This is a genomic window from Paenibacillus sp. NMA1017, assembly GCF_058895805.1.
In genome coordinates, this window is the sequence record NZ_JBZXYR010000007.1 from 148,400 (window position 1) to 171,130 (window position 22,731).

20 protein-coding genes are annotated in these 22,731 nt (G+C 49.1%); 15 read left to right on the forward strand and 5 right to left on the reverse strand.

From position 1 onward, the window contains the following. Positions 1 to 39: 39 nt before the first annotated feature. Complete coding sequence (locus AC5ELV_RS17880) at positions 40 to 1,164, forward strand: NADH-dependent flavin oxidoreductase (RefSeq protein WP_493431246.1); 1,125 nt, start codon at positions 40 to 42, stop codon at positions 1,162 to 1,164. Between the two features lie 119 nt (positions 1,165 to 1,283). Further along, positions 1,284 to 1,871, forward strand: coding sequence for a GNAT family N-acetyltransferase (locus AC5ELV_RS17885; RefSeq protein ID WP_493431247.1), 588 nt, complete (start codon positions 1,284 to 1,286; stop codon positions 1,869 to 1,871). Here the strand turns inward: AC5ELV_RS17885 and AC5ELV_RS17890 are convergent. Together AC5ELV_RS17890 and AC5ELV_RS17895 are read right to left on the reverse strand one after the other, a co-directional pair. Continuing rightward, a complete protein-coding gene (locus tag AC5ELV_RS17890) occupies positions 1,837 to 3,462 on the reverse strand; it encodes a response regulator transcription factor (protein ID WP_493431248.1) in 1,626 nt (541 codons plus the stop codon). The two genes, AC5ELV_RS17885 and AC5ELV_RS17890, sit on opposite strands and share 35 nt — an antisense overlap. Before the next feature lie 7 nt (positions 3,463 to 3,469). Then, a complete protein-coding gene (locus AC5ELV_RS17895; RefSeq protein WP_493431249.1) occupies positions 3,470 to 5,284 on the reverse strand; it encodes a sensor histidine kinase in 1,815 nt (604 codons plus the stop codon). 207 nt (positions 5,285 to 5,491) lie between these two features. Here AC5ELV_RS17895 and AC5ELV_RS17900 point away from each other — a divergent pair, with 207 nt between their 5' ends. The 3 genes from AC5ELV_RS17900 (at position 5,492) to AC5ELV_RS17910 (ending at position 8,726) form a co-directional block, all read left to right on the forward strand. After that, positions 5,492 to 6,373 carry a carbohydrate ABC transporter permease gene (locus AC5ELV_RS17900; protein WP_493431250.1) on the forward strand — a complete coding sequence of 294 codons (882 nt, stop codon included), beginning with the start codon at positions 5,492 to 5,494 and terminating at the stop codon, positions 6,371 to 6,373. Continuing rightward, positions 6,374 to 7,210 carry a carbohydrate ABC transporter permease gene (locus tag AC5ELV_RS17905; protein WP_025721894.1) on the forward strand — a complete coding sequence of 279 codons (837 nt, stop codon included), beginning with the start codon at positions 6,374 to 6,376 and terminating at the stop codon, positions 7,208 to 7,210. Between the two features lie 220 nt (positions 7,211 to 7,430). Next, on the forward strand, positions 7,431 to 8,726 hold the full coding sequence (locus AC5ELV_RS17910; protein ID WP_493431251.1) for an ABC transporter substrate-binding protein: 1,296 nt from the start codon (positions 7,431 to 7,433) through the stop codon (positions 8,724 to 8,726). 282 nt (positions 8,727 to 9,008) lie between these two features. Here AC5ELV_RS17910 and AC5ELV_RS17915 read toward each other — a convergent pair whose 3' ends face one another. Then, positions 9,009 to 9,548, reverse strand: coding sequence for a dihydrofolate reductase family protein (locus tag AC5ELV_RS17915; protein ID WP_493431252.1), 540 nt, complete (start codon positions 9,546 to 9,548; stop codon positions 9,009 to 9,011). Between the two features lie 105 nt (positions 9,549 to 9,653). On the opposite strand from AC5ELV_RS17915, the gene AC5ELV_RS17920 reads away from it, so the two are divergent. From AC5ELV_RS17920 to AC5ELV_RS17960, 9 genes are all read left to right on the forward strand, one after another. After that, positions 9,654 to 10,607 carry a helix-turn-helix transcriptional regulator gene (locus AC5ELV_RS17920; RefSeq protein WP_493431253.1) on the forward strand — a complete coding sequence of 318 codons (954 nt, stop codon included), beginning with the start codon at positions 9,654 to 9,656 and terminating at the stop codon, positions 10,605 to 10,607. A gap of 157 nt (positions 10,608 to 10,764) precedes the next feature. Then, positions 10,765 to 13,890, forward strand: coding sequence for a DEAD/DEAH box helicase (locus tag AC5ELV_RS17925; protein WP_493431254.1), 3,126 nt, complete (start codon positions 10,765 to 10,767; stop codon positions 13,888 to 13,890). Positions 13,891 to 13,910: 20 nt separating this feature from the next. After that, positions 13,911 to 14,636 (forward strand): phosphoribosylglycinamide synthetase, encoded by a 726-nt coding sequence (locus tag AC5ELV_RS17930; RefSeq protein WP_493431255.1) that lies wholly within the window; start codon positions 13,911 to 13,913, stop codon positions 14,634 to 14,636. A 151-nt stretch (positions 14,637 to 14,787) separates the two neighbouring features. Next, positions 14,788 to 15,693: a M15 family metallopeptidase gene (locus AC5ELV_RS17935; protein ID WP_493431256.1), complete on the forward strand. Its 906-nt coding sequence runs from the start codon at positions 14,788 to 14,790 to the stop codon at positions 15,691 to 15,693. 90 nt (positions 15,694 to 15,783) lie between these two features. Beyond that, a complete protein-coding gene (locus tag AC5ELV_RS17940) occupies positions 15,784 to 16,341 on the forward strand; it encodes a hypothetical protein (protein WP_493431257.1) in 558 nt (185 codons plus the stop codon). Further along, complete coding sequence (locus tag AC5ELV_RS17945; RefSeq protein ID WP_493431330.1) at positions 16,341 to 16,679, forward strand: hypothetical protein; 339 nt, start codon at positions 16,341 to 16,343, stop codon at positions 16,677 to 16,679. The genes AC5ELV_RS17940 and AC5ELV_RS17945 overlap by 1 nt, the downstream gene beginning before the upstream one ends. Position 16,680: 1 nt before the next feature. Next, entirely contained in the window at positions 16,681 to 18,114 is a 1,434-nt protein-coding gene (locus tag AC5ELV_RS17950; RefSeq protein ID WP_493431258.1) for a glutathionylspermidine synthase family protein, read from the forward strand. A 95-nt stretch (positions 18,115 to 18,209) separates the two neighbouring features. After that, positions 18,210 to 18,623 carry a DUF350 domain-containing protein gene (locus AC5ELV_RS17955; protein ID WP_254326948.1) on the forward strand — a complete coding sequence of 138 codons (414 nt, stop codon included), beginning with the start codon at positions 18,210 to 18,212 and terminating at the stop codon, positions 18,621 to 18,623. A gap of 231 nt (positions 18,624 to 18,854) precedes the next feature. Further along, positions 18,855 to 19,931, forward strand: a complete 1,077-nt coding sequence (locus AC5ELV_RS17960) for a Gfo/Idh/MocA family protein (RefSeq protein WP_493431259.1) — start codon at positions 18,855 to 18,857, stop codon at positions 19,929 to 19,931. A 167-nt stretch (positions 19,932 to 20,098) separates the two neighbouring features. Here the strand turns inward: AC5ELV_RS17960 and AC5ELV_RS17965 are convergent, their stop codons facing one another. Continuing rightward, positions 20,099 to 20,599: an NAD(+) diphosphatase gene (locus AC5ELV_RS17965; protein WP_493431260.1), complete on the reverse strand. Its 501-nt coding sequence runs from the start codon at positions 20,597 to 20,599 to the stop codon at positions 20,099 to 20,101. A 48-nt stretch (positions 20,600 to 20,647) separates the two neighbouring features. After that, on the reverse strand, positions 20,648 to 22,126 hold the full coding sequence (locus AC5ELV_RS17970; protein WP_493431331.1) for an MFS transporter: 1,479 nt from the start codon (positions 22,124 to 22,126) through the stop codon (positions 20,648 to 20,650). Between the two features lie 164 nt (positions 22,127 to 22,290). Between AC5ELV_RS17970 and AC5ELV_RS17975 the strand changes: the two genes are divergently transcribed. Continuing rightward, positions 22,291 to 22,713, forward strand: a complete 423-nt coding sequence (locus tag AC5ELV_RS17975) for a MarR family winged helix-turn-helix transcriptional regulator (protein WP_493431261.1) — start codon at positions 22,291 to 22,293, stop codon at positions 22,711 to 22,713. The last annotated feature ends 18 nt before the right edge of the window (positions 22,714 to 22,731 follow it).

A 22,731-nucleotide genomic window follows, 5' to 3' on the forward strand; every position in this document is an offset into this window, starting at 1 on the left:
ATATTATCTGATCTGATTTAACTGAAGGAGAGAGAAAGAATGAACCCAAAATATAATTCACTATTTGAAGCTTTTACCCTGCCATCCGGTGTTACGTTGAAGAACCGTATCACCATGGCACCTATGACTAACTTTGCTTCCCACGAAAATGGTGAAGTCAGTGACGAGGAACTGGCATACTACCGTGAACGCTCCGGTGGTGTGGGCGCGGTTATTACCGCTTGTGTGTATGTAACTCCAGATGGTAAAGGATTTGTTAATGAGTTTGGTGCGGACAAGGATGAAATGATTCCTAGCCTGCGCCGTCTGGCAGATACGATTCATCAGGAGGGCGCGAAAGCGATCCTGCAAATTTATCATGGTGGCCGTCTGTGTCCACCGGATCAGATTCCAGACGGACAACCGATTAGTGCAAGCGCAGTAGCTGAGGAAAAAGAAGGCGCACCTGTGCCGCGTGAAATGACATCCGACGATATCCACCGCGTCATCCGCGCCTATGGCGAAGCAACTCGCCGCGCGATTGAAGCAGGCTATGATGGTGTGGAGCTGCACGGAGCGAACGGTTACCTGGTGCAGCAGTTCTTCTCCCCGCATTCCAACATCCGTACTGATGAATGGGGAGGAAGCCTTGAGAAACGCTTGGCCTTTCCGCTGGCGATTGTTCACGAAGTGAAGAAAGTGATCGCAGAGCATGCGAAGCGTCCATTCATTTTCGGATACCGCTTGTCTCCTGAGGAAGGACACACGCCAGGCATTACGCTGGATGATACGATGGTGCTTGTAGACCGTCTGGCGGATCAAGGGCTGGATTACCTGCACATTTCCGTAAATCATTTCTTTGGTGGTTCGTTCCGTGACCGTAGTGACGAACGGTCACGTACCGTTCTCATCCAAGAGAAGGTAGGTAACCGTGTGCCGATTATGGGAGTCGGGTCGCTGAATACACCGGACGAGGCGCTTGCAGCACTGGAGACAGGTGTACCGCTTGTATCGCTGGGACGTCCACTTTTGATGGAGCCGCAATGGGTTCAGAAGGTGCAAAACGGTACAGAAGATACCATTCGCACGACATTATCCAAGCAAGCTCAGCAGGAGCTAGTCATTCCTGACTATTTGTGGAATGTGTTGACGACCCTTCCAGGCTGGATGCCTGTTACGGACTAAATTTTGAAAGATGGAGATACCCTAGGCTGCTCTCATGCACCTGGGGTATTTTCCTGTCTCGTGACCGTGAATTACAATTACAATAATAGAGGAGCAACAGAGAAAGAAGGCGAATGAAAATGCTAAATGAAACTAAGGGTACGATTTCGATGAAGTCCACCCATCCAGGGCTACAGATTCGATTGTTACAAGTAAGTGATGCAGAACGTTTATTAGAGATCAGACGTGAAAATTTTGATTTTTTCAAACCGTTCGAGCCGGAACGACCTGAAATTTACTTTACGCTAGAAGAACAGGCGCGTCTGATTTCCAACGGTTTGGAAGCGGCACAAGCCGGACAGGGATATACGTTTGGACTTTTTTTGCCGGAAAATAATAAGCTGATTGGCAGAATGGAGCTGTCGGGTGTCGCTAGAGGCCCTTTTCAAAACGCCAATCTGGGCTACTTTGTAGATCCTGCATACCACGGACAAGGCTATGCCACTTCCGCTGTGAAGGATATTGTACGCTACGCCTTAAATGAGTTGGAACTAAACCGTATTCAAGCTGGAGTGATGCCAAGAAATACGCCTTCCAATCGAGTGATGGAAAAGGCAGGATTTCGCCGCGAAGGGCTGGCTCTCAACTATTTGAAGATTAATGGTGTGTGGGAAGATCACGTGCTGTATGCGGTCACGGCTGAGGATTTGCAGAATGGCGTCTTCTGAATTCACCAGGCGTGACCCCCTCCAGTTTTTTGAACACCTTGCCAAAATATTTTTCATCCTGATACCCGACCATACCGGCAATATGATGCAGGCGCAGCTTGTCATTCAGCAGCAGCAGTTTCGCCTTGCCCATCCTGATCTGGCACAAGTAGTCCGACAGATTAACCCCGTACTCCTGCTTGAATTTACGAGAAATATATTCCCGACTGAGGTAAAAGCGGCTCGCCATATCTTGTAGAGAAATGTCCTCGTCGTAGTGTGCATCCAGATAGCGGGCAATATCACGGATGGTCGGGTTGTTTGGGCTATGGCTTGGTGTAAGTGCCTGACCGGCTGCCAGCAGTCGGTTTTCGACCTGTCTTTGCCATAAGGGCAACGAAAGCATGCCGCGGTTGTCGATCGGCAAGGCATGGATGGAGCCGGACTCATCTGCCAGTTCCTCGCCATCGGTATCTCCGGGTCTGTCATTCAGCCAGCGGGCCAGCATCCAGTCCAGCTCCTGATTCCAACTGGCTAGTTGCTCTGCTGTCACCGAAGGCAGCTCGGCTACGGCTGCTATCCAGCGGCCTACCGCTATAGACACACGACTGGCATTACAGCTGAGCGCACTAAGCCGTAGTTCCTCTTCCATCTCAGGCAACTGGGGAAGACGAATGCTCTGCCGTGTCTGAGAATTCTGGTGCATCCAGTCGGCGGTTTGCAACACATCCCGTTTCCATAACGCTTGCCGTGCCTCTTGGTAGGCAGTGGCTGCCGCTATGGGAAAGGCACCAAAAGAGCCAACTCCGATGTGCATGTAGCACCGCAAAGCCGTTTTGATTCCTGTATGAATATCCTGCAAAAGCGGTGACCAACGAGATGGCTCGCCCCAATACAGCAGAATAATTTCATCCATACGTTCTAGATGACGGAATGCAACTCCAGTTTGAGAAGTTCCGAGAAATTCGTTGCAGATGTTAATGAGGGAAAAGCTCAAAAGCGCACGGCGCGTTTTATATTTGTCCAGTATATCGGCATCCAGCTGAGTGGTACTCATGACAGCTGCATTACATATCTGAATAGCTGCGGGAAGACGTAGCTCCTCACGTAAGGGCGTAATGGAAAGAGGGGTATTCGCTATACCGGAAACAATTTCAGTCAGGAGCTTATCAGCATAGTGCGGCCTCATGCGATTGACCTCCATTGCCTGCATCGTTTGCCTGTTCCGGTCTTGCTCCGCTGTCCGCCAGGCTTGAGTGGCTTTATTTAAAGCCTCGTTAATCTCCACTGGATCCACGGGCTTAAGAATATAGTCCATGCCTCCCCGGCGGATGACCTGTCGAACCAAGTCAAAATCATCATAGCCACTGACCACCACGACTCTAGTTGCTGGGGAATTCACTTGAATCCATTCCATCAGTGCTACTCCATCCTTGCCGGGCATCCGCATATCCGTGAGTACAACGGGTGGGGAAAGGGCGGTAATGACCTCAATCGCCTGATCGCCCGACTCAGCTTCAATCACCTCGCTCACACCGCAGGCTTCCCAATGTACGAGCATCCGTATGGCATGGCGTACATGCTTCTCATCATCCACAATCAGGACTTTCATTGACAGATCACTCTCCCTTAATATGAATTTCCGTATGGGCTTCAGTGCGAATTTCGAGTGTATAACGGACGCCATGAGGCAGAATGTTGTCTACGCACAGGGTGTTAGAACCATCCTCCGAATGAAGCTGAATACGCAATAAAACATTACGAAGGCCAATGGAGTCTTGCGCGCTAGTGTCTGGCTCTTCGTAGGCTTTCAGTGGACGTTTTAACATATGCTGGAGTTTCTCCAAATCGGCCTGCGGAATGGAAGTTCCGTTATTTTCCACTGTTATTTTCACAATGCCTTCCCGGATTCGGCTACCTGTAATGCGAATTTCACCGGGCCCCAGTCGGGGATCGGCACCGTGTTTAAAGTAGTTTTCCACCAACGGTTGGAGAATCATTTTAGGCACCCGATCATTCAGGACCTCATCCTCCCACTGGTAAGTGACCTCTAATTGCTCACCGAAGCGTTCCTTTTGTAAATCAAGATATTGTTTTACATGTTCGGCTTCTTCCTTGAGTGTAACGACCGTATGGTCCCGCATGTTATAACGCAGCATTTTGGCAAGGGAAGAGAGCAGAGAATAAATTCGCGGCACCTCATGCTGTAGAGCCAGGGTTCCAATAGACTGTAGCGTATTATATAAAAAGTGAGGATTAATCTGTGCTTGAAGCGCTTTCAATTGATGTGTCTTGTTAGCCAGCTCCAGCTTGTATTCCCGCAAAATGAGGTTGTTGATGGTATCCATCATCTGTCTGAAACGGCGCGACAGTACTCCGATCTCATCGTTACTCATGGCCCGAATGTCTACATCCAGTTGACCGGACTGAATCTGGTTTATGTAGCGAGTCAGTCGCTTAATAGGTTCTGTGATTTTTATCGAAATCCATAACGTGGCAACAATTACAAGTAGCAACGCTGTGCCTGTAATGACCGCATTGATCTGAGTCAGGCGAGTAGCCCGTAAATACAGCGTACGATGTGGAATTTTCTTGACGAGCGTCCAGCCTGACAGGTTGGCATCCAGCTTGCCGTACACGTGCAATGCTGTATCATCCTCAATCACTCCGTGCTCGCCTTCTTTAGAAATTCGATTGAGCAGGCCAGATTCCTTCCAGTGTGTTCCAATTGATGCTTCTTTTCCGCTATATATGATCGTTCCGTTCCGGTCGATCAAAAACAGCTCCTCTGTATCCGCATCATACAATTGACGGCAAATACTGCGCAGCGGCTCCAGATCAACATCTATAGCCAGTACCCCAAGCGTCTCTGAGGCAGGAATGTTCCGAATCGCCCGATGAAGTGTAAATACCTGACGCTCTGTGCTGTGCTCCGTATAGGAAACCGCTGAAAAACCGTACAAATGCTTCATGTGCGAAGGCTGTATGAATAGTCCGGAAGGGCCGTAATGAATAGAGCCGGTAAATGGCTCCAGCCGGAATTCCCGTAGAGGGACTGTACTGGTAATCAATGTCGATTGCCCAGCCTCAAAAGAATGCAAATACACCTGGTCAATGCCTGACGAAGCATTCATCATCGTTTGCAGCGTGGTGTAAATTTCAGCGACGGCCCGGTAATCATCTGGGATTTTGGCCAAATTACGCAGAAAATGAGGGTCATTATAGACTCCGATGGACGCGCGATTCAATCCTTGTAAATAGTTATCCAGATTCGTAATTCCCTGAAAAATAAGCCGTTCATTTTCTTGTGTGGCCTGCTCCCGCAAGGATTGCTTGGTGAGAACGAAGGTCATGGTCATCGACAGCAGCAGCGGCAGGGTGACCGCAATGAGCAAAAACCAGATTAGACGGGAACGAATGCTGTGAAATTTCATGCAGTGAGCTCCTTTCACAATTCAAGGTGAGCCAGAGGTCAATATATTCCCCCCTAATGGTTCACGATCCTACGTGTTCTCGAGAGCGCTTATTCGACATAATGAACATGTGAATCGCATATCCGTACGGCCCAAGCATCATGCTGCTGAAAGAAAGCCGTAAGGGAGCGTTCCAGACACCAACAGACAACAAAAGGGGGGATCGGATTGAATCGCGCCAAGTCGTCGCAATGGCTCCAGCAATGCATTTTTGTAGGGCCGTCGACGTTATTTTTCGTTATCATTATTGTAATCCCTTTTATGCTCGGAATGTACTATTCTTTTACAGAGTGGAATGGGGTAGCCAATGAGGCAAAGTGGGTCGGGCTGGATAATTTCAGTCACATTTTATGGAATGATGACAAATTTGGGACAGCGTTCTGGTTTACGGTCCGTTTTACGGTGGTAGGAGTGGTGGCTGCGAATATTTTTGGCTTTCTGCTGGCGTACTTTCTAACCAAACCGCTGAAAACAAAAAATGTACTAAGAACCATCTTTTTTATGCCTAATGTGATCGGAGGTCTGTTGCTGGGCTTTATCTGGCAGTTTATTTTCGTCAAGGGATTTGCAGCCATCGGAGAGAGCACGAACTGGTCCTTCTTCAACCTGTCCTGGTTGGGAGATGAGATCACGGCCTTCTGGGGCATAGTCATTGTGTTTATCTGGCAAACCGCCGGGTATTTGATGGTGATTTATATCTCTTCCCTGACCAATGTGCCCCGCGATATGCTGGAAGCAGCCGAAATTGACGGAGCAAGCCGGATGCAAATTTTGCGGTCGATTATACTTCCTTTGATTATGCCTGCCGTTACGGTATGTCTTTTCCTGGCGATATCATGGTCGTTCAAAATGTTCGATCTCAATTTGTCACTGACCAAGGGAGGTCCTTTCGGGTCCACAGAGTCGGTTGCACTCAATATTTACAATGAAGCGTTTGTGAATAATCGTTATGGACTGGGAACAGCTAAAGCACTCATTTTCTTTATCATTGTTGCTCTGGTTACGAGCCTTCAGGTACGACTGACGAAAAGTCGGGAGGTGGAAGCGTAAATGGAAACAAGCAAGCGCTACCGCTTTGGAACATGGGCGACCGAGATGGTGATGATCCTCGTCGCATTGTTATTCCTCGTCCCGTTTTACTTTTTATTCGTGAATTCGGTCAAAAGCTTTGGTGACCTGCTCACCGATTCTGCGGCCTGGCCACAAACCTTTGTATGGAGCAACTATGCTAGAGCATGGAGCATCACACGTTTTCCCGAAGCTTTATGGAATTCACTTGTAGTTACGGTAGTTAGTAATCTGCTGCTCGTACTGATCAGCTCAATGGCAGCTTACCGAATGGTCCGGCGTCCGACGCGTTATAATCGAGTGTTGTTCAGCCTGTTCGTAGCTGCCATGGTTATTCCTTTTCAATCGGTGATGATTCCTTTGGTCAAGGTTGTAAGTACACTGGATTTAATGAACAGTATAAGTGGTCTGGTGATCTGTTATCTGGGATTCGGAGCTCCTATGTCGATCTTTCTCTTTCATGGATTCGTCAAAGGTGTGCCGGTCGAGGTGGAAGAAGCAGCTACGGTGGATGGCTGTACGCCTTATGGAGTGTTTTTCCGAATTGTGTATCCGTTGATGCTGCCGATGATGGTAACTGTTATTATTTTAAATACGCTCTGGATTTGGAATGATTATCTCCTGCCTTCTTTGGTGCTGCAAAAGGCTGAGCTGCGCACCATTCCGATTGCGACCTATGCCTTTTTCGGACAATACACGAAGCAGTGGGATTTGGCATTGCCTGCTTTGGTGCTGGGTATCTTGCCAGTCATCGTATTCTTTCTGGCCATGCAAAAATACATTATACAAGGTATTATGGCGGGTTCGGTCAAGGGTTGAGTGTGGGATGAGTTGAAAATGTTCACGGTGTGCCACTCCACAAACGGATGGTGCTTACCATCGCTGTTGCCTCCAGATTCCCTGAATAAACGAATAAAGGTGGGAATCTAGAGACAAAGGTGAGCGCTATCGCTTGTTCAGTACCATTCCGTTTGCTTCGTTTTCACATGAATTTTTCGAGTTCAACTGATATGAATTTAGAATAGAAAGGAACATGAATATGAAAACGCATACTTTTAAAAAGAAAGCTCAAGCACTGATCTTGCTTCTCGCGGCCTTTGCTCTGGTTTTGGCAGGCTGTAACAGCAGTGGCGGACAAAATGCAGGCAAAGAGGAAGTGAAGGAAAAAACAATTCACATTTTTCAGTTTAAGGTAGAGATTGCAGAAGCGCTGAATCGTATGAAGGCGGAATACGAAGCGTCTCATCCAGGGATCAAGCTCGATATTCAGACCGTGGGCGGGGGAAGTGACTATGGAGCGGCGTTAAAGGCGAAGTTCGCCTCCGGGGAGCAGCCAGATATTTTTAACGTAGGAGGTTACCGCGAGCTAGATACGTGGCTGGAATATTTGGAGGACCTGTCTGACCAGCCTTGGGTTGGCGATGTGGTCGATGTCGCCAAAGAGCCGATGACCAAAGACGGCAAGCTGTATGGCCAGCCGATGAATCTGGAAGGATACGGCTTTATTTATAACAAGGATTTGTTCAAGAAGGCGGGGATTACGGAGACCCCTAATACATTGTCTGAACTGGAGGGAGCTGCGCAAAAGCTCCAAGCCGCAGGGATTACACCTTTTTCGAATGGATATCAGGAGTTTTGGGTGCTGGGCAATCATTTGCTGAACGTGGCATTTGCCAATCAGCCGGACCCTTCGGCCTTCGTCAAGGGACTGAATGATGGTACTGCAAAGATTCCGGGCAACGCTGTATTCGCTGAGTGGGTTAAGCTGTTCGATCTGACACTGAAGTATGGCAATTCGAAGCCGCTCACGACCGATTACAACACGCAGGTAACGAACTTCGCCACTGGAAAGGCCGCCATGATGCAGCAAGGGAACTGGACTCAGGTCCAAATTGACGGTATTAATCCGAAGTTGAATTTGGGGATTTTGCCTATGCCGATTGGTGAAGACGCAACAGCCGGAGATAAGCTGTTTGTAGGTGTCGCCAACAACTGGGTGGTTAATAAAAATTCGGCTGTCAAACCCGAGGCGAAGGAGTTCTTAAACTGGATGGTGACATCCGAGCAGGGTAAAAAGTACATCACCAAGGAATTTAAGTTTATTCCAGCGTTCAAGAATATCGAAGGGGCAGAGGCTGATATGGGCCAATTGGGTGCAGAAGTAGTGAAATACAGTAAGGAAAACAAGCTGTTGGGCTGGTTCTTTAGCCGCTATCCTGAAGGAGCACAGCAAGAATTCGGAAGTCAGATGCAAGCCTATGTAGCAGGTAAATCAGATGCCGGGAAGCTATTCGAGGATTTCCAGAGAACATGGGATAATTTGAAGACCAAATAATGATCAAAAGCACACGATAAAGCCTTCATATTTCAGGGAGATTGCATGATCCTGAAATACGAAGGCTTTTTTGTGAACACAATTATAGATATCAAAGCTGCAATTTAAAGGTTGCCTATCGTGCCACTGCGCAGACGGATGGTGCTTCCCATCGCCACCGCCCCCGGATTTCTTGAATATTGTCGTTTATATAGGGGAGAAATCCGGGGACAAAAGCGACCGCTACGCTTGTACAGCACCATTCCGCCTACTCCGTTTTTATGTTCATTTTTCGTGTGCGGCTTATACATTATAATGGAGAAGAACAATATCCCCGCGGCGTTCTATTTCTTTAAGCTCAAACGTACTTGGTAGTGTTCCTTCTGGAAATAACGGTATTCCTTGTCCAAGCACTTTGGGAATGATCGCAATGATAGCCTTCTCTAGCAGTCCAGCTTGTAAGAAGGCCTGGACTAACTGGCCTCCACCGACTAGCCATACCGCACCTTCCGATTGTCCTTGTAGACGTGGAACCAGTTCAGACAGAGCTTCGTCCGTAAATGTAACATGTGGCGCTTGCTGTTGCTCCGTTAATGCTCGTGTGAGCACATAGCATGGCTTGCCAGCATAAGGGAAATCATCTGAGAGCTTCAATACTTCCTCATACGTCAGCCGGCCCATCAGCACCGTACCTACGGTGCCGTAAAAGTCGGCATATCCATTGTCCCCGCCATCCCCTTTAACATCATACAGCCAGTCCACCGAACCGTCCGGCAAAGCGATATACCCGTCGAGACTCATGGCAATATACAGCACAACTGCGTTTGATTTCAAATCTTCCATAGTTCATTCCTCCTTTCTATTTCCCAATGTTACAATGTATTTATGACATCGTATGTCGTAGTTAAACGGTCATTTAAAATTAATTTTTGATTCGAGGGGTACCTTATGAACGAACGCAGAATTGCTCTTATGAGGATACTGGATTCCCGAAAAAAATATACGGCACGTGAGCTGGCTGAACGTTTTGGTGTCTCCGTCAGGACGATACAAAGAGATCTCGACTATTTGCAGCAGACCGGGTTACCCCTTTATACCGAAATGGGCCCTCATGGCGGGTATCGGGCACTTCCCAATCGGCTTCTTCCTCCCCTTCATCTTGCCCGCGACGAGGCTCTGGGTCTTTTTCTCATGCTGCAACTGTTGGAGAACATTCCAGATATCCCTTTTGGCTCGGTTCGTGAGCATTTATCCGAGCATTATTATGCCGAGCTTCCACAGGATGTGCAGGACAGTATCGATCAATTAAAGGAGTACATTTCTTTTCGTATGCTGCCCACTCACGCAGAGTCACCCTACACCTCAATCATTTTGGAGGCTGCGCTGAATAAGCGCAGGGTGAACATGCACTACCGCTCTGCATCCGGGGCAAAGTGGACCCAGGTATATCCGGTTGGGCTGTATTTTGATCACGGATATTGGTATATGCCAGCGCATAACAAAGATCGCATCATTTTGTACCGTTCAGATCGGGTGATCACAATAACGATGCTGGACGACACCTTGGACAGCCTCCCCACACTTCAGGAATGGTTGGCTTCGGAGGATTCCCGTCTAGGAATTCCGTCTAAAATAAAATTTACCGCATTGGGTGCTAGGCTGGCCGGATCAGATGCCCTCTTCCAAAATGTTGCCCATCATGATGGGCAGGGTCAGGAATGGCAGGGATATATTCCGGTCGAAGAGTTTAGATATGTATCCAGACTTCTGTTAAAATACGGGCCAGAGGCCGAGGTCGTATATCCCAAAGAACTGCGTGTACAGGTCAAGCAACTATTGCAAGACAGCCTGAACCCTTATCTGAAGGATGCAAAAGCGGATGATGAAGAAAAAGACAATTAATCCTGTAAATTGATTCTCTTATTTATAGTTAACCACATGAATATTTAAGGTTATTGACTTATGACTTTCCATTTATTTTTGTGATAAAGTTTTGAAAAGAGCCCGTTTTCGTATATGATGAAGAGTAATAATTCAAAAGGCTGGACGGGAGACAGATATGAATCAACCGCTTTATGGAATATGGCTCGGAGATGTGTTTTTTTGCTTTTCTGGTGAGACGTCGGAACCACGTATCGATGCGTGGAGCAGTGTAATCCGCAGGCTGACGCTAAAGGGAGACCTTCGGCCGTTTCGGCAGGCTGCGTTGCGTCTTGCTGAGGTACGGATACCGAATACTGCTCGTGTGGAAACCGCGGGCAGAGCTGGCAAAAGACGTTCCATGCTGGGGCGTACATTGGAGGGTTTGGCGCTGGAACCGCGCGAGACGATGGCACTGCTGACCCGCATGGACGAGAAGGGCTGTGCGGCATCGGGCATTACGCTGGGCGAGGAAATGCAATATTGGCGAAAAGCCGCTTATTTTGCGCTAGAACTGATGCAGCGGGGCGAAATTGCGCCATCGCTTACAGAGGCGCGTCCATCGGGACCGCGTCGTCGCGGTCCGGAAGCGGCTGTCGGGGTGTGGATTCCTCGACTGTGTCAAGAGGAGGACATACGCCGCTTCCATGAGCTGGCTGCTGCGATGCCGGCTGTTTGTATGGCGGCTCCGGCCGTGTTCGCGGGTAAGGAGCCTGAAACACGCGAGGATGCAGCCGGAATCGTGCTGTACTCCTTCTTGTGTGCGGTCATCCATGCGGAAACGACCGCGGTGCTGGCAGCATCAGACCGTGAGCTGGGCCGATATCGCGCAGAGTATCGGCGCGGAGGGTCGCCGCTGGCAGAGCTGTGGTGGAACAGTCTGCTGACAGGTTCCCGCCCGGTGGCGATTCAGGGAACGCCCGCTGAGATGGAGGAGCTGGTGATTCAAGCGTCTTCTCTTGAGGGGAGCGCAATGCCTGTCACGGAACGGGAAGACAAGGAGCCGATAGAAGGGCAACTGCGGTTGTGCCTTCGTTTGGAGCCTTCGCTGGAAGAGAGTGTGAAGGAATGGCGTATTACCTTTTGGACAGAAAGCGATGCTGAGCCGGGGTTGCGGCTGCCTGCTCTGGCACTATGGGCGCATTCTGAACGTGATCTGGTTCGCGGCGGAATTGTATATCGTCAAGTGCAGGCGCAACTGCTAATGAGGCTCGGACAGGCGTCTGAAGCGGCACCTTTATTGCAAGAAGCATTGAACCGCCCTTATCCCGAAGGGCTGACACTGGAGCCAGAGCTGTTCTTCCGCTTCCTGACGGAAGCCGTTCCTGCATTACAAAAGAACGGTATCACCGTGCAAATGCCTTCACGCTGGAGCCGGGAGGGCCGAAGACGTGCAGGCTTGCGGCTCAAAATGCGTTCGACAGAGCAGGGTTCCAAGTCAGATGGTGTGATTGCCGATACATCGTCTGTCGGCATTAACCGCATGATTTCGTTTGATGCCGAGGTTGTGCTGGGTGATACGACTTTGACGATGGAGGAGCTGGAAAGCATCGTCGCGGCCAATTTGCCTTATGTACGTCTCGGAGGGGAATGGATCGAGGTCGATCCTAAGGAAATTCGTCAGGTGCTGCGCTTTATCAAGCGCGGGGAAAACGGTGAGATGAGCTTGTCCGAATGGATGCATCTGGCTGCAGAAAATGAAAGTGCAGGCGAGGCCTCGTGGAAAGGCTTGTCCATCTTTGGCGCGGAATCCGCCGGATTGCTTGCGTCTTTGGCTGAGGGGGGCGTACTTCGTTCGGTAGAGCCGCGGCCTGTGCCGGAGACGCTGCACGGTGCATTACGGCCCTATCAAGAGCGCGGCTTTCAATGGCTGGCCGCGATGCGTGGATTGGGCTTTGGCGTCTGCCTTGCGGACGACATGGGGCTTGGTAAAACGATTCAGGTTATCACCTGTCTGCTCGACGGTGGCATCGGCGCAGATGATCAACGTCCGGCGTTGATCATCTGTCCGACGTCCTTGCTCGGCAACTGGCAGCGCGAGTTGAAGCGCTTTTCACCGGATTTGTCGCTGTATATTCACCATGGCAACCAGCGACTTCACGGCGAGCTGTTTCAGGAAAGTGTACGTGAGTATGATATCGTCCTCACTACCTATCATTTGGCGGGCCGGGACGGCAGCGATTTATCTGCGGTACACTGGTCCTCCATCGTGTTGGATGAGGCGCAATATATAAAAAATGCACGAACAAAGCAAGCACAAAGCGTCATGAAGCTGTCTGCTCCACACCGGATTGCCATGACGGGTACCCCGGTAGAGAATCGGCTGAGCGAGCTGTGGTCTATTTTTCAATTTCTGAATCCAGGCTACCTCGGTACGGCTTCTTCATTCCGCCAACGGTACAGTCTGGCGGGAGAGGAGCGGGGGTCCGCGTTGCGTGAGCTTCATCGCCTCGTCTCCCCGTTCATGCTGCGTCGACTCAAAAGCGACCCAGATATACGCAAGGATTTGCCGGAGAAGCTGGAGTTGAAATCCTACTGTGTACTGACACCAGAGCAGGCCGGGTTGTATCGGGGCGTGGTGGATCAATTATTGGGAACACTGGATGGCCAGATCGGTATAGCCCGCAAAGGGCTTGTTCTGTCTTCACTGACCAAGTTGAAGCAGATTTGTGACCATCCGGGTCTGATCATTCCGGGGCGGGCTGATAGTGGTAAAACTGAAAATTCGGGCAAAATGGAGCGACTGCTGGAATTGGTAGAGACGATTCGCGAGAACGGCGAATCGGCGTTGATATTCACCCAATATGTGTCGATGGGAGAATTGCTGGTCTCTCGTTTGGCCAAAATCTTCGGGGAAGAGCCGTATTTTCTGCATGGAGGACTGGCGAAAACCAGACGGGATGAAATGGTTCACAACTTCCAGCAGGGGGAAGGGCCGAATATATTCGTACTTTCCCTGCGTGCAGGTGGTGTGGGCCTGAATCTGACACGTGCCAGCCATGTCATTCACTATGACCGCTGGTGGAATCCTGCAGTGGAAAATCAGGCGACGGACCGCGTATTCCGTATTGGTCAAAGTCGCAATGTACAAGTGCACAAGCTGATTTGCCAAGGTACGCTGGAGGAGCGAATCGACGAGCTAATCGAGAGCAAAAAGGCACTTTCCGAGCAGGTTGTCGGCTCCGGTGAACATTGGCTTACTGAAATGTCTGATGATGAATTGCGCGGTCTGATTGCGTTGCAAAATGATGTATGGATTGAGTGAGCAGAGAAAGGATGAAGGCGATGACGAGGCCGCGAGTGAAGCTGCAAGTAACTGACGGTCAATGGATAGCGGAATCAGACGGAAATGGGTTGGAAGGCGAATCAACGGGTGTACCTTCCACACATGCTGTCCAATGGACTGGCCCAGCGCCTGTACTGAACCCCGAACAGCGAAAAGCATGGCTGGAGCAGCTAAAAGCAGATCCTTTGGACATCTACCGTTTTTTGCAAGGGAAAACCTGTCTATCGCTGGATGAGATCGTTCAGCTAGCAGCTGAGGCAGCCACTTCCAGCATGGAGGATGGCGTGGGTGTAGTCGACGATATGAAGAAAGCTCTTCAAACCGGTCTGGAAAGCGAGCCGCAGACCTGTCTAGAACTGATCGGAATGACACGGGAAGAGCTGCTGGAGTACGTATTCAGTGCTTGGGCCGGGGAGTTATCCCATGTGCAGGGGACATCCCCCGCGCTTGAGTCTACCTCGCGGCCGGAGGGCGGACGCAGCGGATCGGCAGCGATTAGCGAATGGATTGCAGAGTCTGCTGCAGAAGGAGCATTGCACCGTCCCGGTGCGGGCTTTCACGCGATTGAGATTCGTCTGCCGCAGAAGCTTGTTCCAAAGAAGGAAACGGATATTACGTCTCTGCTGCCGGGTTTACCTCGTGCGGAAGAGGCATTGAAACTCATACGTGAACGGGTAGCCGAGCGGTCCCGAGCGGCAATCCCGCAAAAACGTCATACTCCGTAACAATTCGGGTATATACTTCCTTTTTCGAGTCTATTCGCCTTCATCGAACAGGATAAAGGCTTCGAAGAGTGCCAAAAGTTCAGTTACAATGGGGAAACGGAAAAGTCACAGCAAGTCATGCATCAAATGCAATATTGGAGGAGATACCAGCATGAAACGACATATACAACAGACGCGAGCAACTAAGCGCTGGACCAAAGCGCTCATTCCAGGGCTGATCCTGCCAGGTCTGTTACTGGCAGCCTGCCAGCAGGGAGGATCAGGTGGACAGGAAAGCGAGCCGTTGAAGTCATCTACAGCGGTACAGGAGAATGTGCAGCCTTCCACCCAGCCGGATGCGGGCAATGGCAGCACTAGCGCTGGACAAGTCTCTGTGGGTACAGAAAATGGACAAGCCGACCCTGTGATGGCGTTGCGAAGCCAGAGTGCGCTGCAAGCCACGGTTAAGGAAGAGGATGGAACCGCGATCGTCACCAATGCGACTTCGGATACAGTCGTTGTGAACAAAAAGCGCAGCTTGCCTGTAGGCTATGTCCCGGATGACCTGGTGGAGCCGCAGGTGCCATTTTCCTTCGAGGGGCCGCATGAAAAGCGGCATTTGCGTAAGGAAGCGGCAGAGGCACTGGAGAAGCTGTTCGACGGTGCGGAAAAAGACGGCATCGAGCTGCGTGCGGTATCGGGATACCGTTCCTATAAGCGTCAGGTATCTATTTTCAACAACAATGTAAAGACAAAGGGGCAGGAATATGCCTCTAAAGTTAGTGCTGTACCGGGTACGAGCGAGCATCAGACAGGTTTGTCCATTGATGTATCCAGCCCAAGTGTAGGTAATGTGCTGGAGCAATCCTTCGGAGCTTCCAAGGAAGGCGAATGGCTGGAAAAACATGCACCGGAATACGGATTTATTATTCGTTATATGAAGGGTAAGGAAGATGTAACCGGCTACGTGTACGAGCCTTGGCATATTCGTTATGTGGGAACAGACATTGCGGAGGATGTAGTCAAGCAGGGGATGACGTTGGAGGAATATTTCGACGAGAACAATATTAAGCTGTAGCAGCTAAAACCAAGCCGTAATCTTAGGGATTGCGGCTTTTTGTCGTGTTTTTCTTCCAAATTGAACCTTTTCAAGGTAGAATCTCGTATAGTGAACGACGACAGAAGCGCTTTGATTTGTTGCAAACCTCATGACAGAAGCGTACAGGAAGGGAAGGGAATCATCATTTATTATTCATTAACGTATCGCGAATGGTCGGAAGACACTCAAAAGGAACTGCGCAGCCTGACACGGGAATCCGTATCGGGAGATGAGCTGTTTCTACGCAAGCTTGTAGACGCTACGCGTCTCCATGACAAACTATGGTCGCATATCTCGAATGAAAGTGAGGAACATACGGATCATTCCGTCTATGTGACTGAATTTACAGGGGAACGTGCAAAGCCTTATGGTGCGTCCATCACAGACCTCGTGCTGGCCAGTGAGGGAGGTTACACTTCCACATTCAGTGCAATGTACTGGATATGGCATGAACCTGCATTCCGTAGTATGGATCAGCGGGATGGTTCGGTATTTACCTTGGAGTTGGCCCAACGGCTATTAGATCACTATACAGTACTAGGTGGCAAAACATATGAATTTATATATTCGGTACTGGACCCTCAGTTGAAAAAGGTACATCTGTTTGTGAAGGAGGTCGATCTGTGATGGAGCATACTTGGGAAAAAATGAAATCCAAGCCCGGCTCTCGTACACGGATGGCGGCCTTTGCCCTGATGTTGGCTGTCCCGGCCGCTCTGACGGGTTGCGGTGACGACGAGTATTATGACTGCGATGAGCTTCCTGTATCGGAGCAAACGGCGTGTCGGGATTCAGGCAGCAGCGGGTATTACTATGGCGGATCGACCTATTATAGTGGAGGCTCCTCATACCATAGCAGTCGTTCTTCTTCCAGCTCATACCGCAAAAGCTCATCCTCATCTTCCAGCTCACACAGCGGTTTTGGCAGCAGCGGATCACGCAGCGGCTTTTTTTCTGGGGGTTAAGATGAGCATGCGCACGATTCGGCAATTGCCTTATGAACATGACGAGCTTTTTAAGGGTGAAATCAGCCGTATGATTCCGTATCATCGCATGTACGGCAAGTCCTATTGCGTGCCGGCCTTAACAGTGTATCAGGAAAGCGAACTGGCAGAGCTTCAGGCTGCTTCTGAGGCGGTACATCGTGTTTATCGCAAGGTCCAGCAATTTATCCAGCGCTATATGCCGGATGAATACCTGGTGGAACGGTTGGGGATTCATCCGGGCTTGCTGCGTGCTGCACGAATGGAGACCGAGCCGGATGGGATAACTCGCCAGGACTGGATTGTGGGGGAAGCGGGTATCAAGTGCATTGAGAATAACACCGATACCCCAACCGGGATTCCCGAGGTGGCTTATCTCGAAGGAAAGCTGCTGGAGGTGCTGAGTAAGGGAGGAATGTCGGAGGATGACAATGCACTACATGGACCCTCAACTGGAATGGACGAGGCGATTCAGTCTGCCTTGACGGAGCTCATTCATTTTTATAGCAATAAGGGATTAGGAACAAAGGTGTATTTTACTTGCTATGACTGGCACATTGAGGATCAGACAAATACCAAATATATTATGCGTTTATGTGAACAAGCCGGGTTTGAAGTGGTTTATGCGCCTTTGGAAGAACTGGAGATCATCCCGAATGAAGGATTATATCACCGGGGAGAGCAAATCCACATTCTCTATCGCCTGTATCCGCTGGAGTATCTCATTGATGACCGGGAGGAGGATACGGGGCTTGAGGTGGGGCAGGCGCTAATGAATATGGTGGCAGACGGGAAAATAGGATTAATCAACCCGCCGCAGCATATCATTACCCAGAGTAAAGGGTTCACCGCAACCGTGTGGTCACTGTATGAGCGCAATGAGCAGACACCAGAATTCTGCGGTTTTCGTTTGTTTGACGACCGCGAGCTGGAGGTGATACGAACCTACCTGCTGCCTACGTATTTTGAACCCTCGGTGTTTATGCAAAATAAAGAGCCTTATGTGGCCAAAGGCATATGGGGACGGGAGGGTAAAGGGACGCACTTGATTGAACATCCTCAATCCGAAGAGATGCTAAAAGGCGCCTTGGGAGAGGCTGAACCTGCGGAGACTGACAACTCCGATCTTCTTCACCAAGCTGATGCTCCACGAACGCCTGAGCAGGAGGAAGCCGCACATATTGCTGCTTATTACGAGGGACAGCCTAAGATTTATCAGCGGCTGTGGCCGATGCAGAGCGCAGAGGTACAGACCGAGGAAGGGCTATTCTACGGCTATATGCTGACAGGCATATTTGTAATTGGGGGGCGTTTTGCGGGTGTCCTGCCGCGAATCGGTGAAAAGGTAACCGGTGATATGGCCTACTATTGTGCCGCCGCCGTTGTCACCGCATCTCCTAATCCGCACGTTATATAAGCTGAATTAAACAATATACAATATTTGAACATATCTGTTCATTTTCACAAGTGAGGATTTTGCAAAATCCTGAAGTATCATAGGGAGGAAGAAAATTGGACTCTTATATCAGTTTGGGCAACGCATTGGGCAATGTAGGTATCGGCCTGCTTATCCTATTTGCCATCTTAATCGTAGGTTATTTTGTGTTCAGCTTGCTGACACGTTATAACGATAATCAAGAAATCGCACGCGGCAATGAGGCGGCAGGCATCTATATGGGTGCAAAGCTGCTAGGTCTGTGTATCATCGTGGGGATGGTGTCGTACAGCAGTCATTCATGGCTCGATATGCTGACATGGTCGGCTGTGGGCATTGTAGTGTTGTGTCTGGTGTATGTGATTTTTGATCTGGTGACGCCGCGTACCAAAGTATGCGAGGAAATTGCCAAAGGCAATGTGGCTCTGGCACAGCTGTTGCGCTCGATTATCGTCGGGGTGTCTTTTGTGGTAGGTACATTTTTGATGTAGTTGATATAGAGAAGGAATACCAAGGATCTGCAACACCGGACAACGGAGCTGCAGATCCTTTTTTTATGGAACATTGTATTCACTGCCCGGCATCAGCCTGTTGAGTTGAATTGAAGGTCGACGATCACTTCCTGTGGGGACTATTCTACAAAGCAACGGGTGATACTGCATAGCAAAAAGGAATTTGCTACAGAGTTCAAACCAAATTGAAGAGAAGGGAATTCTGAACATATGAGTACCTCCACCTCCCCAACCATACCCATTCGGATGGGTATCATTGGCCTGGGTCTTATCGCTGAATATCACATGAGATCACTGCACACCATCTTGGGGGTATCTATTGTGGCCGTTAGTGATGTGAATCCCAATCGCCTTCAAGCCATCGGAGAACAATTGCAACTGCCTGTTTCCAAGCGGTACGCCCATTATGAAGCATTAATCCGTGACCCAGAGGTAGATGCGATTCTGTCGCTCACACCCAATGATGTGCATTTTGACATTATTCGTATTGCGCTGGAAGAACACAAAGCTGTACTGGCAGAAAAACCATTGACTCTCACATGGGAGGAAGCGGATCAGTTGAAAAAGCTATATACATCGAATCCGGTGCCTTTGCTGGTTCACTACAAGCATCGCTACGGCGCAGCCTTCCAATATACCAAGCAACTGCTGGATAAGCAAAAGCTGGGCAAAATCTATAACATTCAATTTCGTTATCTAATGGATGCATTTGCGCCGTATCGTCAGCACCCGTATACATGGCGTCACAATTTAGCCAAGGCTGGTTCTGGAGTAGTGGGGGATACAGCCTCACATATCGTTGATCTGGCCCGTTTTCTAGTGGGTGAATTTAAAAGTGTCGCGGCGCTACTACATACTATTACTCCCGAGCGGTTCGATCCGATCACGGGTCTGCCTGTAAAAGTGGATGTGGAAGATCTCGCTGCCTTTCATGGCATCGTAGGCGACAATACCGTGGGAACCTTTATCACTCATAAAAATGCCATCGGCATACGGCACGATATCGAAGTCGATATCTATGGAGAACTTGGTACGCTGCACGCCAGCCTCAATAACCCGGAAAGTATCCGCATCGTGCTGCGTGACCTGGAACACCCGGGTGCCGAATACGAGACTTGGACTGTCCCTGCAATCTATAATCATACGGCCTATGAAGATTTTGTTGAGCTGGCAAGGGGAAAGTCTGTGGATCGTGCCCCCTTATTCGAGGACGGCTACAAAAACCAATGGGTACTTGAGAAAATACTGCAATCATGGAAAGAGAATGGACGTTTAGTAGAAATGTAGGGGATGTGAGGGGAGTCGCTGAAATTCCAGCAATGACAAAGAGTATAAACATGCTGTGACCCGCAAGAGGGTTCCCTGGAAAGATCAGCCATCTTGCGGTTTAGCAATTCAATATATCTGTAAATTCATCTTTTTCATCATTTTGGCATCGCCACACTTATATCACTTCAAATCAATCCTGTCTCAATCTTTTGAATAATGGTCAGCAAGAAGGATTCAGCTAAGCTGTTTTTCAAAATAGCTTGTTTGGCTTCCTCCAGTGTAAACCAGCATGCTTGATCTACCTCCGTACTAAGAACATCCAACTGATCGTCATTCACAATGGATACAAAATTCAGCATCAGTGTATTGCTTCGTTCAAAATACTCGCTGCGCATATATTGATACTCAACGACTTGTAATCCTACTTCTTCCTTAACTTCACGCACCAATGTCTGCTCGGCGGATTCACCCTTGTTCACATAACCTGCCAATAAAATGAAGCCCTGAATATTGTACTGCTGTATGAGCAGCACCTTATCTCTCTGACTATTCAATACAGCGGTACTGATCGCAGTGCTGAATATTGGGAAACGAAAGACCTGGCATGTATGACAAAAGGGGATAGGGCCTTCGCCTTCACACTTCTTCACCATCAATTTTGTTCCGCATTCATAGCAATATTTCATGTAAGCTCCACCCTTGTATCCCATTTTTAAAATTGTAAATGTTGGTCTTTATCCCTTTTCTTGCTGCGTTCTTGCCCGTCTAGCCCCGATCAGCCGCCAGCCTGTTAACAATGCCGCCACAAGACAGATGGAGGCGGATGTCATAAAGACTACATGCATGCCTGCCAGAAAAATTTCTGGATGACCCGGGACCAAGCCGGTGACCCGATAACCAGCCTCTTTACTCATAATATAAAAGAGGATCGATGTAGCCAAAGTGATCCCCACAACCATACCGACGTTGCGAACCAGCGAATTGACACTCCCGGCTGAGCCGAGCTGTGTGCGGGGTACCGTGGACATAATCAGCGAGTTGTTCGGCGATTGGAATAAACCACTGCCAATGCCCAGCATGGCAATCCACAGACCCACGAGCGGGATGGAGCTGCCTGCATGCAATTGGGCCAATCCAATTTGGGCAATAACCATAACGACCAGCCCGGCGAATGTAAGCAGTTCAGATCCGATTTTATCGGAAAGCGCACCGCTGAGAGGGGCCACAATAACCATCGATATGGGGAGCAGCATCAGCAGGAACCCGGCATGAAAAGGCGACAAGTTCAGCATATTCTGCGCATAGAAAGGTGAAATGATGTTAAAGCAAAAATTAGCGACGAACACCAGAAAAGCACACAAAATACTGAGCGAAAATAACGGATTTTTGAATAGCGCGAGCTGTAGCAGTGGCTGTGGACGACGAAGTTCCAACCTAATAAACATGGCAAAAGCAACTACAGCCACCACCAGCGAAGTAATAATACGTGTGTCTCCATACCCGACCTGCTGTCCCAGCAACAATCCGACGAACAAAGTGAGAATAAAAATAGCAAACACTAAGCTACCGGGAACGTCAATTTTATCTTTCACCTTGATCAAATCCTTCGGCAGAAGCTTCCAGCCAAGAAAGACAGCGATCAGCCCTACCGGTACATTGACCCAGAAAATGTACTGCCAGCCCAGCGACGAGACAATAATACCGCCCAAGCTTGGCCCGGCGATACTGCCCAGAGAAACGAAGGTTCCAATGAGGCCAAGTGCTTTGCCCCGTTCATTGGACGGGAAGATATCTGTCACGATCCCCTGGCTGTTCGCCATGGTCATGGACGCCCCAATCGCCTGAATAATACGTGAAATCAGCAGCATAGAGAGCGAAGAGCTAAGACCGCACATTAGGGAGCCAAGAATGAATACGATTGTGCCAATTTTGAATATTTTGATTTTACCGACGATATCTCCAAGCTTGCCAAAAAATAAGATAGCGGTACATATCGCCATTAAATAGGCGGTTGTCACCCATTCAATCTGTGCCACGGGTAAATGTAACGTGCGAGACAACACAGGAAGAGCGATATTAACGATGCTTCCATCCAAGGTGGACATAAACGTAAACAGATTCAAAACAATTAAAATCAGCCAACGTTTCTTCTGGACTTCCATATTCTCTTGATAGGTTGTAGCCGTTGTAGCCGTTGTAGCAGTTGAACTCATCATTACACCTCGTTATCGTTAACAATTTCTATTTAGTTGCACGTGCAACTAAATGAACGGTTCTAGTGTACAGCAAATTAGTTGCGTGCGCAACAATATTGTTGTAAACTTTGCTTTGGTCCCAACTGGGGATGTGTCATTTTCAAGCCAATGAGGTGTATTTGATGAGAAAAAAACCGATTGGAAAGCTAATTTCCCACTTGTACCGTCGAAATCAAAAAATACTTTCCAAAAAACTGGCCCCTTACGGAATCGGCAGTGGAGGACAACACAGCTTTTTAAAGCTCATTTTGCAGCGGCCGGGCATTACACAAGAGCAGTTGACGAATGAACTTAAATTTGACAAGGCAACCACGGCACGCTCTGTGAAACAATTGGAGGAATCAGGCTACATTGAACGTAAAACGGACCCGAATGATCGTCGCTCCCAACTTGTATCTCCCACGGCCAAGGCGTTAGAGTTCGCTCCTGTCTTACAAGGAATATTGGACGAGCTCAATGTCAGCCTTGTCCACAATCTATCCGAAGAGGAAGAGGATCTTCTGATCGGCTTACTACAAAAAATTAGTATAGACCCTGACGAATAAACAAATAAACAAATAAGG

Excerpts from the sequence above, each read along its gene's own strand:
- AC5ELV_RS17935 (WP_493431256.1), top strand. The coding sequence starts at position 14,788 with ATGAAACGACATATACAACAGACGCGAGCAACTAAGCGCTGGACCAAA.
- AC5ELV_RS17895 (WP_493431249.1), bottom strand. The coding sequence starts at position 5,284 with ATGAAATTTCACAGCATTCGTTCCCGTCTAATCTGGTTTTTGCTCATT.
- AC5ELV_RS17925 (WP_493431254.1), top strand. The coding sequence starts at position 10,765 with ATGAATCAACCGCTTTATGGAATATGGCTCGGAGATGTGTTTTTTTGC.
- AC5ELV_RS17890 (WP_493431248.1), bottom strand. The coding sequence starts at position 3,462 with ATGAAAGTCCTGATTGTGGATGATGAGAAGCATGTACGCCATGCCATA.
- AC5ELV_RS17965 (WP_493431260.1), bottom strand. The coding sequence starts at position 20,599 with ATGAAATATTGCTATGAATGCGGAACAAAATTGATGGTGAAGAAGTGT.
- AC5ELV_RS17880 (WP_493431246.1), top strand. The coding sequence starts at position 40 with ATGAACCCAAAATATAATTCACTATTTGAAGCTTTTACCCTGCCATCC.
- AC5ELV_RS17950 (WP_493431258.1), top strand. The coding sequence starts at position 16,681 with ATGAGCATGCGCACGATTCGGCAATTGCCTTATGAACATGACGAGCTT.
- AC5ELV_RS17905 (WP_025721894.1), top strand. The coding sequence starts at position 6,374 with ATGGAAACAAGCAAGCGCTACCGCTTTGGAACATGGGCGACCGAGATG.
- AC5ELV_RS17910 (WP_493431251.1), top strand. The coding sequence starts at position 7,431 with ATGAAAACGCATACTTTTAAAAAGAAAGCTCAAGCACTGATCTTGCTT.
- AC5ELV_RS17885 (WP_493431247.1), top strand. The coding sequence starts at position 1,284 with ATGCTAAATGAAACTAAGGGTACGATTTCGATGAAGTCCACCCATCCA.
- AC5ELV_RS17960 (WP_493431259.1), top strand. The coding sequence starts at position 18,855 with ATGAGTACCTCCACCTCCCCAACCATACCCATTCGGATGGGTATCATT.
- AC5ELV_RS17920 (WP_493431253.1), top strand. The coding sequence starts at position 9,654 with ATGAACGAACGCAGAATTGCTCTTATGAGGATACTGGATTCCCGAAAA.
- AC5ELV_RS17930 (WP_493431255.1), top strand. The coding sequence starts at position 13,911 with ATGACGAGGCCGCGAGTGAAGCTGCAAGTAACTGACGGTCAATGGATA.
- AC5ELV_RS17915 (WP_493431252.1), bottom strand. The coding sequence starts at position 9,548 with ATGGAAGATTTGAAATCAAACGCAGTTGTGCTGTATATTGCCATGAGT.
- AC5ELV_RS17970 (WP_493431331.1), bottom strand. The coding sequence starts at position 22,126 with ATGAGTTCAACTGCTACAACGGCTACAACGGCTACAACCTATCAAGAG.
- AC5ELV_RS17975 (WP_493431261.1), top strand. The coding sequence starts at position 22,291 with ATGAGAAAAAAACCGATTGGAAAGCTAATTTCCCACTTGTACCGTCGA.
- AC5ELV_RS17945 (WP_493431330.1), top strand. The coding sequence starts at position 16,341 with ATGGAGCATACTTGGGAAAAAATGAAATCCAAGCCCGGCTCTCGTACA.